13 protein-coding genes and 1 pseudogene are annotated in these 12,818 nt (G+C 56.9%); 10 read left to right on the forward strand and 4 right to left on the reverse strand.

Annotated elements, in window-relative coordinates:
- Nucleotides 1-170 precede the first annotated feature (170 nt).
- Nucleotides 171-899, forward strand: coding sequence for a GntR family transcriptional regulator (locus tag CN673_RS18980; protein ID WP_198586065.1), 729 nt, complete (start codon nt 171-173; stop codon nt 897-899).
- 177 nt (nt 900-1,076) lie between these two features.
- Here CN673_RS18980 and CN673_RS18985 read toward each other — a convergent pair whose 3' ends face one another.
- Nucleotides 1,077-1,421: a hypothetical protein gene (locus tag CN673_RS18985; protein ID WP_157928954.1), complete on the reverse strand. Its 345-nt coding sequence runs from the start codon at nt 1,419-1,421 to the stop codon at nt 1,077-1,079.
- A gap of 185 nt (nt 1,422-1,606) precedes the next feature.
- Nucleotides 1,607-2,293: a helix-turn-helix domain-containing protein gene (locus CN673_RS20720; protein WP_157928955.1), complete on the reverse strand. Its 687-nt coding sequence runs from the start codon at nt 2,291-2,293 to the stop codon at nt 1,607-1,609.
- A gap of 416 nt (nt 2,294-2,709) precedes the next feature.
- On the opposite strand from CN673_RS20720, the gene CN673_RS19000 reads away from it, so the two are divergent.
- Both CN673_RS19000 and CN673_RS21500 read left to right on the forward strand, forming a co-directional pair.
- Nucleotides 2,710-5,127 carry a bifunctional DNA primase/polymerase gene (locus CN673_RS19000; protein WP_198586066.1) on the forward strand — a complete coding sequence of 806 codons (2,418 nt, stop codon included), beginning with the start codon at nt 2,710-2,712 and terminating at the stop codon, nt 5,125-5,127.
- An 822-nt stretch (nt 5,128-5,949) separates the two neighbouring features.
- On the forward strand, nt 5,950-6,075 hold the full coding sequence (locus CN673_RS21500; RefSeq protein WP_280951206.1) for a hypothetical protein: 126 nt from the start codon (nt 5,950-5,952) through the stop codon (nt 6,073-6,075).
- A 416-nt stretch (nt 6,076-6,491) separates the two neighbouring features.
- Here CN673_RS21500 and CN673_RS19005 read toward each other — a convergent pair whose 3' ends face one another.
- The gene (locus CN673_RS19005) at nt 6,492-7,403 is read right to left on the reverse strand and encodes a LysR family transcriptional regulator (protein WP_099867990.1); all 912 of its coding nucleotides are present in this window, start codon (nt 7,401-7,403) and stop codon (nt 6,492-6,494) included.
- 91 nt (nt 7,404-7,494) lie between these two features.
- Here CN673_RS19005 and CN673_RS19010 point away from each other — a divergent pair, with 91 nt between their 5' ends.
- The 6 genes and pseudogenes from CN673_RS19010 to CN673_RS21505 all read left to right on the forward strand — a co-directional run bounded on the left by CN673_RS19010 (nt 7,495) and on the right by CN673_RS21505 (nt 10,264).
- A complete protein-coding gene (locus tag CN673_RS19010; protein ID WP_099868004.1) occupies nt 7,495-7,740 on the forward strand; it encodes a YdcH family protein in 246 nt (81 codons plus the stop codon).
- Between the two features lie 4 nt (nt 7,741-7,744).
- Nucleotides 7,745-8,032 (forward strand): hypothetical protein, encoded by a 288-nt coding sequence (locus CN673_RS19015; RefSeq protein ID WP_099867991.1) that lies wholly within the window; start codon nt 7,745-7,747, stop codon nt 8,030-8,032.
- A 137-nt stretch (nt 8,033-8,169) separates the two neighbouring features.
- Entirely contained in the window at nt 8,170-9,174 is a 1,005-nt protein-coding gene (locus tag CN673_RS19020; RefSeq protein ID WP_099867992.1) for a TerC family protein, read from the forward strand.
- A gap of 285 nt (nt 9,175-9,459) precedes the next feature.
- The gene (locus tag CN673_RS20965) at nt 9,460-9,600 is read left to right on the forward strand and encodes a hypothetical protein (RefSeq protein WP_157928958.1); all 141 of its coding nucleotides are present in this window, start codon (nt 9,460-9,462) and stop codon (nt 9,598-9,600) included.
- Between the two features lie 51 nt (nt 9,601-9,651).
- Nucleotides 9,652-9,963 (forward strand): annotated as a pseudogene (locus CN673_RS21595) (exopolysaccharide biosynthesis protein); the annotation flags it as partial.
- Entirely contained in the window at nt 9,917-10,264 is a 348-nt protein-coding gene (locus CN673_RS21505) for an exopolysaccharide biosynthesis protein (protein ID WP_280951207.1), read from the forward strand. The pseudogene CN673_RS21595 and the gene CN673_RS21505, both read left to right, overlap by 47 nt.
- 33 nt (nt 10,265-10,297) lie before the next feature.
- Here the strand turns inward: CN673_RS21505 and CN673_RS19030 are convergent, their stop codons facing one another.
- Nucleotides 10,298-11,536 carry a sensor domain-containing phosphodiesterase gene (locus CN673_RS19030; protein ID WP_099867994.1) on the reverse strand — a complete coding sequence of 413 codons (1,239 nt, stop codon included), beginning with the start codon at nt 11,534-11,536 and terminating at the stop codon, nt 10,298-10,300.
- A gap of 893 nt (nt 11,537-12,429) precedes the next feature.
- Here CN673_RS19030 and rnk point away from each other — a divergent pair.
- The coding region (gene rnk, locus CN673_RS19040) for a nucleoside diphosphate kinase regulator (RefSeq protein WP_099868005.1) at nt 12,430-12,818 on the forward strand (389 nt) is incomplete at its 3' end.

The following is a 12,818-nucleotide window of genomic DNA, read 5'->3' on the forward strand; positions in this document are numbered from 1 at the left end:
GCCAAATAATTGGCATGATCAACAAAAAAGCCGAAAATTTACGGAAAGTGCATGCGTAATCGTCAATGGGACTGGCGGACTTGCACATATCGGGGATTGTCCTGCATACACTTGGGCTGCAGTACGAAAGCGTCGGGCATGGTGCTCGATCAACTTTTTCGGAAGACTTCATGCCTATAACGGAAACGGAACGAGACGATGTCCAGACGCAGATACCCTTCCTTCTGTCCCGAATGATGGGTTTGGAGGATCGCGCCGAAACCACTGTCGGCCGCATGGTGATCCAGTTGACAAGAGATCTCATCGAGAACCGCATAGCTGCTGGCGAACAGCTCAATTCGATAGATCTTGCCAGAAGGTTTGGCTTGTCGCGCACACCCGTGCGCGAGGCACTCGTGCTTCTCGAAAAGGAGGGATTGATTGATGTGCCGCCACGCAGGCGGCCACGAGCAGCGTGGATCTCGCCACAACGCATCGCGGAAGTCTATGAACTGCGTGCCGAACTCTATGGATTGGTCGCGCGCAAGGCCGCCCAGCGAATATCAGCGCCCGACCTCGCACGGCTTAAACATATTCTCTCGCGTATGGAGCAGAGCCACCTGCTGGACGACTGGTCGTCCTATTTCTGGTACAATGTGCTCTATCATGAACACTTGGCTTCTGCCGTCGGGAACACGACGCTAAAGCGGTCGATCGATGCGCTGGGCGTCATGGTACTCCAACTGCGCAACAGGAACATGCGGCCCCTGGCTCATCGAAAACGTTCATTCGCCGACCATGCACGATTGACCATGGCGATAGAGGATGGCGACGACACCCTCGCAGCAGCATTATCTCGAACACTCGTACTGGCGGGACTGAGTCGCCTAAAAGATGAGTTCCCGGAAACGGGGCAATAGGTCTCGCGTGGGTCTTGGCTCGATCACAGATGGCTAAATTTCTGCCAAACCACGGCAGATGCTCGTCAAGGGTGGTTGGGCGAGCACTACGTGGAATGATGGCACGACAAACTTCCTCGACGGTGGTGACCGCCGGGGGGAGACACAGATTTCTACGCCGCCATGGACGGGCCAGAATCAAGTCTGACCTCCCGTGATTCCGACGTGCTTCACAATACTAGAACCGTTCTGAGAAGGACTTTTTCCCGCCTGGGTCGCTTGTTCGAGCTGTCGTGAGACAGCCGTCAACACTTCCCGGCGCATGCGGTGGAGCAGCAATCTTGCTGTGACGTGGTTGTATGTAGGCTCCTGTTCAATCAACGCGCGGGCCGCGAGTATGCGAGCCAGCGACAACTCGGCTTTGGCAATGCCGTCACAGAGATTGCGCCGGGTCTTTGTGCTGACCAATCCGGCATCGACGGCGGCGAGACCGCAGCAGGCCTCCGCGATGATCGTCGTCAGTCGCGCTTCGTCCAAATTCACCGGACTACGTCCGGTGAATCAAACGATTAAGGCGTGGCTTGGAATCAATTGAAACAGCTTGAAAGATGGGTCTTCGTGCCTGGCCAGGATCGATGTTCGCACTCAACTTATTGATATATGAAGATTAACATTGTTATCAGTTCCCAAGCTACTGAAAAAGTCACTGCGTCCCATACTGTTCCACTTCATACCAAGAGGTCGCTCACCGATTGGATACGCGGGAATTCCTCACCCCCGACGATGACGGCTTCCTTGCTGATCGTAAAATCGAGGGTCACAAAGCCGCCGCGGTGCTCGCCAGTCGATTTGATGACACCGGGTACGATCTTGAAAATACGGAAATCCCAGCCCTCATATCGAACGACGATGAACGTTGTCAGATTGGCATAGTTCGGACTGACAACCACACGGTAGCCTTCGTCGGTTGTGTCGGCGGCAACACAATGACACCTGAAATGACGACCTTTGTATACGGTCCGAAAATGCAGGCCCGCCTCATCGTTCGGCTCGGCAAAGGCGCAGATCGCGCCGTCCATCGTCAGCAGACCGGTAACCAGCTGTATCGCACCGCTTATATCAATAGGATGGCGAGTCTTGCGATGGTGCTCGCCCTCGGGCATCGCACCAAAGACCAACCAGCCCTCATCGACGTCGAGGACTTTTGCAAGGAAGTTCAGCTTTTTAAGCCTAGGGACCGAATAACCCTGGAACCATCGATTCACCGATTGTCGGCTCAGGGGAATTCCTGCCTTCTCAAATTGAGCTTGAACGTAGGCCTGACGCCCCCAACCATCCGGTATTTTTGGGTTGTTGTCACAAGCGTGGTTAACGCGGCTGGCAAACTCGGGATAAGGTACTAGCTTGTCATCCATAACGAGATCTTGTCTATTAAAATATGACATATGGTTTATCAAGTCTTCCTTGTAAAGTGCCGGCGGCAGGAATTTGTCCCAATGAACGGCGAACCCTGCCTCGATCAATCGATAGAGGCACCCAACGCTCTTGCTATTGAACACCTTCTAATTGGTTCTTTTTATTGCGACGTGCGGTAGCGGCAGTTTGGCATTCACCCAGCCGCTGACCGCTTATCCAAAATTCTATGTCACCTTTCTATTGCCATACGTCCAAACTGATTTTATAGATTGTCCCGTCTTAATTGCCAATACGGAAGGCGAGCAATACGGACCAACTCATCGGTGAGGCGGCTACGATGTCGCTCCAACCAAATCCGCAATCAAGTGCGATGGCCGAGATGCACAGATCCCAAGCAAGGGGACGAGTGTGTTGGATGCTGTTTGAACGAAATTTTCTTCACTATCAATCATTTAAGGTATCTCCGATGCTTAGAGAAAACAAGAAATTCGTGAAACTGGGTGTGTCACTTCATCTGCTTCATCGCGAGCAGAAGCGGCCAAAGTCGAAAGGATGGCAACACGCCGCTCGGCAGACATATACCGAACTGGCGAAATGTTATAAAAAAGGTGACAACATCGGCATGCGTACCGGTCGACCGTCCAAAACGAAGTTCGGTTTTGTGCATGTCATTGACATTGATATTCGCGATGGGGGAGCGGCCTCTGAATGCTGGGATCAACTGCGCCGCCTGTTTCCCAATGTGATGTTTGACAGATTTCCGATGGTGCGCTCGGGCTCAGGCGGTGCATCGTGCCATATATGGTTTGTCACGGAAGCCCCCCTGCTTCATTCGAAGAAGCTTGCTGCAGGAGACGACTGGCAGATCGAATTGTTTGGAACGGGCAAACAGGTTGTCATCCCCCCGTCGATCCATCCCAATACAAAGCGGCCTTATGAATGGATATGCGAGTTCGACCCGGACAAGTTCATTCCGGAAATTCCGTATGCAGAACTGTTGGAGATCGTCGAGGTCGAATGCGGAGAGGACGACTTCGACTGGATCGGCTGCAAGCCCTTGGATGATCTTGATATCGAAGACGCGCGTGAGCTGATCTTCAAGCTGGATCGCAAAACCTGGTGCGATCCTCGCGATAAGTGGCTGCTTGTCGGCATGGCACTTCACTATCAGTTCGATGGATCCAGGAAGGCGCGCGAATTGTGGTTCGAATTCTCCAGGCGCTCGAAGGTCAAGAAGCTTAATGAGCAAGAAGCGCTGAACGATTGGCGATCGTTCGGCCGAACCCGGCGCAGCCCTTTTACTATGCGGAGCATCATTCAGGAAGTTCGTGGTGCCGAGCGCAGGGAGGAAATCGATGCGGATTTCCAGGAGATGGATCAATCGGAGGATGAATTGTCCATCTCGATTCGAGCCGAAAGCAACGTATCAGCGCCTGTGGATATAGCAGCGGAGTTTGACGAACTGCCGCCGGACGACAACGATGTGCCAGGCGTGCCGACGCGTCTATTGCGAATTCCGGGCGACCTGCGCGCCATTGTTGATTACTACAATGATACCGCTAAGCGACCCCAGCCTCAATTCGCCGTGCAAACTGCACTGGCGCTTGGTTCAATAGCTCTAGCTCGAATGTACGTTACGGACCTGGACAACATGTCCAGTCTCTACTTCCTCAACATTGCGAAGACGGCAACTGGCAAGGAACACGCCAAGACTGTAATCGAACGAGTCCTAAAGGAAGCGGGTTTGGCGGATTTGATCGGGCCTAAGGGCTACACGTCGGAAGCTGGCGTCATATCAGCGCTACGACACCGACCACGTCACATCTGTATAATTGACGAATTCGGGCGATATCTGAAGTCGGCTCGCACTGCCGGCAACAGCAACAAGCAGGACGTCCAATCCGCGTGGATGGAAATCTTTGGTCGCCTCGGCGATACCTATCGAGGCATCGGCTACTCTACTCATAACATGACCAAGGAGCAGGCCGAGTTGGTGAGGAACTCCAAGATCGAAAAGCCAGGACTGACACTCCTGGGCATGACGACGCCTTCAACCTTTTACGAGGCGCTCAGCGGCTCAGACGTGACAGATGGTTTCTTGAATCGTCTTATCATCGTCGAAAGCCCTTTGGGTCGCAGGTTGTCCAGGCAAACAGGCATGACGAAAGTCCCCCCGAAGGTCACTCGCTGGCTCAGAGACTACGCTCGGCAGAGGGTGTTCAGATCCAATGAGCACTATGAAGACTTCATGTTTCAGTTGGAGCGAGATGCCCCTCCCGACCCCATTATTATTCCCTTCCACCAAGACTGCCTCCCCATTTTGGAAGAGATGGAACTGCACATTAATGACGCCATGGACGAGTCAGAAGAAAGGGGGATGGCTGAGTTGTATGGCCGGACCAAAGAAATTGCGCAACGCATTGCTCTCATTGTCGCACTAAGCTGCCGCAGCAAAACAATATTGCCGTCTCATCTTAAATGGTCCAGGGATTATGCTTTCTTTTACCAAGAGAAGATGGCGAGCGTATTTTCGACTGAGATTGGCAAAACTACAATGCAAAGCATTGCTGATGACGTCATCCGATTGATCGCATCACGCGGGTCATCGGGAATGACTGAGCGAGAGATCGTAAAATCGTCGAGACGCTTCGATGCTTTGGAAGCCCGTGAACGCGAGGCGATCGTTTATCGTATGAAGAGTGACCACGGAATTCGATTTGACGAAATTAAGGAAAACGATGATGGAACACGTCGTAGGGGTGCTCGGCGAAAAGCCTTCATCGCCCCAAAACGTTTGTGGAAGTTGTCCTCCAGACCGAATATAAGGCGTTGAAGCAACAGGATCGCATATTAACAGCGATCAGGCCGAAACAGCATCCGCTTTGCGGCGCAATGCCGGCGCCGCAAAGCTCTGATTTTATTTAGTTTTTTGATTTCCGTCGACATTTATATCATGTAGCCACGGTCGTTACCTGCATCGAGTACGAGGGGGATGTAGGCACATGAGAAAAAATGTAGTCATAATCATATAGAAAAAACAATTATTATTATTTTTCAAACACTTAAGATTCGTATTTTTTGCCGACGTTGCGCCGCCTTTGCGCCGGCGTTCTGCTCCCACAATCTGCTTATTCGATGTTCGTTGATGCCAACGCGGTCTACCCCAAGAGATGCGCGAAAAAAAACGAAAACTCCCCCGGCCCGCGCTCAGCGCCCCCCGTGACAGCTCACCCCCGCTAGGAAGGACCCGGAGCGACCGCGTCGACGATCGACGGCGAGCACGGTCAGCACGGCCTATCCCGTGACGCCTCACCACGTTCCATGTGATCCCGCGACGTCCCGCACCTGCACCATGGTCCTTTAACCGATCCATTCCGCCACGCCTTATCCCGTTCCAATCCGTTCCACCGCGTCCCGGTAATGTGACGAAGGTTCGCATACCAATGGACGGAGACTGCATCGAGCGCACGGTACCGGAAGGCTTGGCAGCGGGTTGAAACGAGACATCTGCACGACGCCCACGCCTTCTCTTTTTCAGCGCGAGCTCAAGATCCTGGACCGAGACCATCTGCCCATGGCATCGTTGCGGTCACCACCGGCGCATCGAGCGTCTTCAATCAGTCCATGCCGGATTAATCTGGAGCGTGTGGCGACCATGAGCCTTCGGCAAGTCTACGCAGTCATGCTTGCTGGTGCTGTCATCTGGCATGGACCGACACTGCCAGCGGTCTTGATCGCTCTGGCCCTGTTCTGGTTCTTCGGCCACTGGCTTCATGAGTGATCAGGTGGCGCAGCAACAGCTGGCAACCCGACTGTGTTGACCGACATTCAACATCAGCAAGAACGGCTGGGTCTGAAGGGCGCGTCGGCCACCCCCACAGGCTGTCGCCATGGCTTGACTTTCCATGTCCGGCGGCTCACCTATTGGGCATCAGCCTTGCGACGCAATGCAGGCCGCAGGCAAGATTTTCCGCAAGCGCATCACGCAGGACGCGGCGAACACCATGAGTGCGGTCGCTGCTCTTGAACCTGCGGTGGACAGATCCGGTCAGTGCAATCAGTCTTCTCGCCATAGTCTCAGCAGCCGCATGGCTCACTTGGCAGCCGGCTAGACGATAGATCCTGCGATCGTCGACGGGTCTCGCTGTTCAGACAATCGGGAACGACGAGCCACGGGGCTCTCCGACCTCACACGCCCTATAATGGAAAAAGAGTCGCGGCCGCCCGGCGTGCTTCCGCCGCAAGCCTCTCGAAATGCCGCCGACGGCCTGTCGTCTCCCGGAAATAAAGGCCGAAGTGGCGCATCTCGGTCCAATCGGCGATCGGTTTAAGAACGACGTCCTCGGCGTTTCGAAATTCCGCGCGAGCGTAAAGCTCGGGAAAGAGCGAAATGCCCATGCCGATCGAAACCATCTGCCGGATGGCATCAAGGCTTGTCCCAGCATAATCGTCAATAACCGTAGCGCCAGATGCTTCAGCAAGGTGGCGGACGTTTTCGAGGAGACGATGCCCGCTGCCGAGCGCCAGAAGACGCTCTGACGCCAGGTCGCGAACCAGAACTGACTCTGCGCCTGCAAGCGGGTGGTCGGCGGGAACGCCCAGGTAGAGTTGCTCGCTTCCGAGCCGGATGAATGACAGACCTCCCTCCGTACAGTCGGGGCCAAGCCCGCAGTCAAGAGTGCCTTCGCTGACCTGCGTCTCGATTGCCGCAGGGCGATCCTCGGTGATGTAGATCTTTAGCTCCGGATAATCGCGATGGATCGGCGGCAAGAACGTAGGAAGGAAGTAGGGCCCGAAGCTTGGCGGAGTGCCGAGACGGATGAGCCCGCCCAGGGCATCGTTGTCGCCGGCAACGGTGGCGAGGAGATCGTCCATCGCGGCAAGCGCAAGGCGGGCCTGATGGACGAACATCTCGCCAATGGATGTCGTCCTCACAGATGACGACGTTCGCTCAAAGAGTTCGACCCCGAGGCTGGCCTCCACCAGAGACACCTGCACCGACAGCGTTGGCTGAGAGACGTTACAACGCTTGGCGGCTCGCCCGAAATGGCCGCATTCGGCGACGGCGACGATGTATTCCAGCTGACGGAAAGAGGGACGATATGGCATCGTCGATAGATAAAGCCTAAAGGGACCATAGCAACAATGAATTGGCACTATTGTGTTGCGGTTTCCAATTCCGTGTGGTCACAACATGGAGATGAGACATGGTCCCTTCCTCAAAACCCTTCGTCACCGCCGGCAGGCCGTGCAGGCGAGGATCGAACATGAGCAGTCACGTCCGCTGCCCGACAGCTCGCGTCTTCAGGCGCTGAAGAAGCTCAAACTGCGGTTCCGAGAGCAGATCGAGTTTATCGAACGGCTCAACCGCCGCGGCGAGATGCAGACCATACCCGTCGTGCGGAAGCGGTCGTTCACGCCGGCATTCGCGCGGGCAAGGGGCTGACGCCATGCGCCTCCATCCCCAACAGCGCTCCAAGCTCGGCCGCATCTTTCGCTATGTCAGCGCGACAATGATCGTGGCATGGTCACTGGTCGCGCTCGCCACCTATGCAGGGGTGGAGGCGATCGTCGCATTGGGTGCCGGCCAGGCTGGAACTGAAGGCCCTATCGCCATGCTGTTAAGCGCGTCCGCCGCCGTCGATGGTCCCCTTGTTGCGGGGATCTGGGCAGTCGGTACTATTCTGATCGTCGTGTTGACGTTCGGTGCCCACCGCATCGTGACAGCCTTGAGATGATGCATTGATCTGCGGCCCGCCATGGTGCGGACCGCAATTTTTCCGCTCCCAGTCCGGGCCCCTCTGGCGAGAGATGCCGGTCCTCTCGCGATGTCGGACATGCTTTTCTGTTGTGGACGACCGGCCGGAGAGTTCACGTGGAATTTGCGTTTCTATTCGCCGATTGGCTCGGCAAGCCCGTTTGGATGTGGCTTGGCTTTATCTCTATCGTCATCGCGCTGCTGGTCTTCGACCTTGGCGTCCTTCACCGCGACAATCACGAGATCGAGGTCCGCGAAAGCCTGATCTTGTCGTCGATGTACATTACTTTGGGTCTCGCCTTCGGCGGTTTTGTCTGGTGGCAGCTGGGTGCGGAATCCGGCATGAACTATCTGACCGGCTTCGTCGTCGAAAAGACGCTGGCCCTCGACAACGTCTTCGTCATCGCGCTGATTTTCTCCTTCTTCGCGGTTCCCCGCAAATATCAGCACCGGGTGCTTTTCTGGGGCATCCTCGGCGTCATCGTGCTGCGCGCGATCATGATCGGTCTCGGCGCGACTCTCGTCTCGCAGTTCTCCTGGGTCCTTTACATCTTCGCTGCGTTCCTGGTCATCACCGGTGTTAAGATGCTGTGGATCGGTGACAAGGAGCCGGAGATCGGCAACAACCCCATCATCGGTTTCGCGCGGCGACGCTTCAACGTGACAGACGAGCACCACGGTCAGGACTTCTTCGTCAAGAAGCCGGACCCGAAGACCGGCAAGCTTGTGTGGTTCATGACGCCGCTCTTTATGGCGCTCGTCATGGTCGAGATCGCCGACGTCATCTTCGCAGTCGATTCGGTTCCGGCGATCTTCGCGATCACCACCGATCCGTTTATCGTCTATACGTCGAACATCTTCGCCATTTTGGGCCTGCGCGCGCTCTATTTCGCGCTGGCCGCGATGATCCATCGGTTCCAGTATCTGAAGCCGGCGCTGGCGATCGTGCTCATCTTCATCGGTTCGAAAATCTTCATTGCCGATCTTCTTGGGCTGGAGAAGTTCCCCGCCGCCCTCTCGCTTGGCGTGACCTTCGCGATTATCGCCTCGGGCGTCATCTGGAGCTTGGTCAAGACGCGCTCCGATACCCGTGGCGGTGATGGCGAAATGCAGATGCAGTGACGGCTGGAGCGGTGCCGGACTGTAACCCGGCACCGCTTCCTGCGGCTCTATGCCAACAACCATGCTGTCCATGCCGCCGCCGGTCTAAACCGGGCCAATGAGGAGTAAAACCATGCAGGACTTTTTTGCCGCGCTGGTCGCCTTTTTTCTGCTTGAGCCGTTGCAGCAGCAAGTCACCGAAACACTGGCGGCAACGCGCGCGCCGCAGGAAGTCGTAACGGCGCTTGCGTCCTGTGCAAGTGATCATGGTTCGGAAATCATTGATCGCGCGCTGTGCGACCCGTGGTGGGCGACATCGACGCGCTCGGCGTTTGGAGCGGCTTTGCTGATCCGCAGACGGTGCTTCTGGAAGCGGCGCCCGGCTGTGCGGCGGCGATCGAGGCGGCGCGGCCGTTCATCGGTTCCGAACAGGATGAGGGCGGCTGAATGAGTCAGCCAGTTGAAGCGACTGATTGTTCTTCATCCGACGACGCCTGGATGCCGACGGCCGCGGGCGTCATTGATGATCTGACAGCCTTCGCATCCGGGCGCGACCGCATCTTCATCGCCGAGATCATCGCGCGGCTGGACCGGGCTGGCTTTCCGGTTCTCATGCTCGTTCTGGTTCTGCCGGCGCTGATTCCGATCCCCGGTCCCTATGGCATGGTCTTCGGGACGATCGTCGCCCTATTGGCGTCTCAGATGCTGGCGGGTTTGCAGCGTCCCTGGTTGCCAGCGTTCCTGACAAGCCGCAGCCTGCCAGCTGCGCCGATCATCCGCGGAATCAAGCGTATTCGCGGCTGGATCGTATGGCTGGAGAGCCCTTCACACGCCTCGCCGCTGGAAGAGGCTGACAGGCCGCAGGATGAGCCGATTAGCCGCCTTGGTCATTCTGCCTCTGGCGATTGCGATCGGCCTTCCCATTCCGTTCGGCAACCTCTTGCCGGTTATCGCCATCGTCATGATCGCGCTTGCGCTGATCTTGAAGGATGGTTTGGCGCTCACACTCGCTATCGCCGTCGCTGTGGTGGCCCTCGCCTGGACGTCCGTGATACTGTGGTTTGGCAGCGAAGCCTTCGCGATGATCAGGGCAGGTTTCGTGCAACTCTAGTGAAATCGTGCAGCTGGAAGCGCCGCAGCCGCTTCAAGCGATCCTGCTGCCCGCCAACGTGTCTGCGGGAGCTATGACCGCCTCGAGCCTGGCTGGCTTGCCTAGCAGATAGCCTTGCCCTTTGCTCACGCCCAGCATCTTGAGCGTCCTCAGTTCCGCGCTTGTTTCGATGCCTTCGGCCACGACGACGGAACCGGTTTCGCGGGCGTAGAAGATCATGGCGCTGGCAAGGGCGCGGCGCGCGCTATCCTGATCGATCCGGCGCGTGAGACTCATATCCAGCTTGATGACGTCGGGAGCCATCTGAACAATGTGCTGAAGTCCGGAGTATCCAGCACCGGCGTCATCGATCGCCACTTGCATTCCTTGCTTTCGCAGCGGATCTAGCGTGTGGTGGAGAGCGACGTAGTCCTCGACGCGGGCATGCTCGGTAATCTCTAGGACAATGCGACCTATCAGCCTTTCTTCAAGTACGGCTGCCAGTCGTCCGCTGACCACGGTCTCCGGCGAGGCGTTGATCGACATTGCGATGGGATGGGGAAGCGCATCGAGGAATGCGATCGCAGACTGGATCGCACGCAGCTCAAGATCAACCCCGCGACCGACGTCGGCGGCATCCTGAAACCACTTGTCGGGTGAGCGGTATGGGAGAGGCCTGAAACGGCACAATGCCTCGACGGAACTGATTTCGGAAGACATCAGATCGAAGATCGGCTGAAACACGATATCGAGCTCGCTGCGATCGATGATGGCTTCCACGGCAGCACGCTTTTCTCGTGCGACGCGGCCTTGCTCGATGTCGAGATGCAGTTGCCGGGTCGCGAGCCCGGCAAACACCTTCATCGTCTGGAGATCGCGCTCGTTAAGCGTCAGGTTCGGTGTCGGGCTCAGGCAACAGAACATCCCAAAGGGCTGACCGTCAGGCAGCCTGATCGGGATGCTCGCATGCGAGCCGATCGGGACCGCCCCCGTGATCGGCATCGACAAGGCCAATGGCTCGCTAGACGTGTCCGGAATGAGTTGGGGGAGCCGGCCCTCGAGAATGTGGTTGCAATAGACATCGTCAAGGGAATGGCTGTCGCCGACCTTGATCAGGTGCTCCAGGCCGGGTGCATCGACACGGCGAAAGACGGATCGTCCGTCGACGAACTCCGAAAAATAGGCGACCTCCATACCGAGGTGCTGCCGGATTGCCGTGAGCGCGTCCTGGATGACTTCGCAATCGCTCGACTGTTCCTTGTCCGGTGTCCCTGCGACGTTCTCAAACGACATGACCAACCCCCCCCTCCATGTGTTGCCTTGAAGAGTTTAGCGCTGGAAAAGCTAAGGAGAACTGAAGACATTGGCAGCCGGTCTGCGGAAGAATTCATTGTGTCCTGACGATCCGACTCCTGATCCACGACCAGCAGTCGAGAAAAATCGATATGCGGGCGAATCAAGAAGGGTCCTCTATTTTGGAGCTCTTGGTTACGCCCGATAGATGCCTAGCCGATGCGCGGCACTGTCCGGGTTCGATCTCGAAAAGTGCCAATCGGTCAGCTAAAATCGACCTCGACCCGTCGCTCACCACGCGCTTTAACCCGGCATGTCTGCGAAAAGTTGTCGGCCATGATGAGAAGCTTGAATCGGTCGGGCACATCTGCCGTCGAGATAAAGTCGATGCCGGCGCCGGTATCCGACAGGCTACGCACTGTGCAGTCCATGGTCGATCGGCCGCCGTTGAAGGCGATGCGTCCGCCTTTGAGGACACGCCTGCGAACGCCGAGGTTGGGAACGAAGTCGCTGTCACAAGATGGTTGTTCCCTGGTACCCACGCCAAAGCACGATCATAGGGATTTTGCAGGTTCTGGGATCCCGCGAAAGCGTCTCGTCGCTGACGCTTTCCGGCTATTGCCAGACCCACGGTCCGCAGCTTGACTTTCCAGCCGCAAAGGCCCACGTCTAATGAATGTGCAGCATCGATCGTCACCTTCTTACGGTTTTCAGGGTGTGCCCCATCGCGGGCACCTGACCCCCGGCTCGGTCGCGTCGCGCCCCGGCCGAGGGGCTTAGGCAGGTCCCCTTGAGGGATCGCAGCCAGACACGCGGCACCAATCCAAAATCATAATTCTGTCCTCGCACGCCATCGGTGTGCGTGTGGGCATCGTCGGTCGAGGGCGTCAATGATGGCTCCTGTGAGAAGAACAAGGCGGAAGCCAGCAATCACGGTCACACGGTCTGACAGTGACCGCCTGTCGAGCCTTGCGGAAGTATACGTCGACAGGAACCCCTTGGTCGCAGAAGCCCTGCTGTCAGAGCTCGAACGTGCCCGCATTGTCGAGGACAGCCGGATACCGGCGAACGTGGTTCGAATGGGCTCCACGCTGCGCTTCACCAGCGACATCGGCGAAGTGCGCCGTGTGACGCTCGTATTCCCCGGCGAAGCCAACATTGCCGAGGGCAAGGTATCGATCCTCACCCCGATCGGCGCGGCCCTCATCGGACTGTCGACTGGACAGTCGATTGACTGGACGGCACGCGACGGGCGCGTCCACCGTCTGACTGTCGAGGACGT

Origin of the sequence: Neopararhizobium haloflavum (genome assembly GCF_002750855.1) — a bacterium.
Taxonomy (GTDB): Bacteria; Pseudomonadota; Alphaproteobacteria; order Rhizobiales; family Rhizobiaceae; genus Georhizobium; species Georhizobium haloflavum.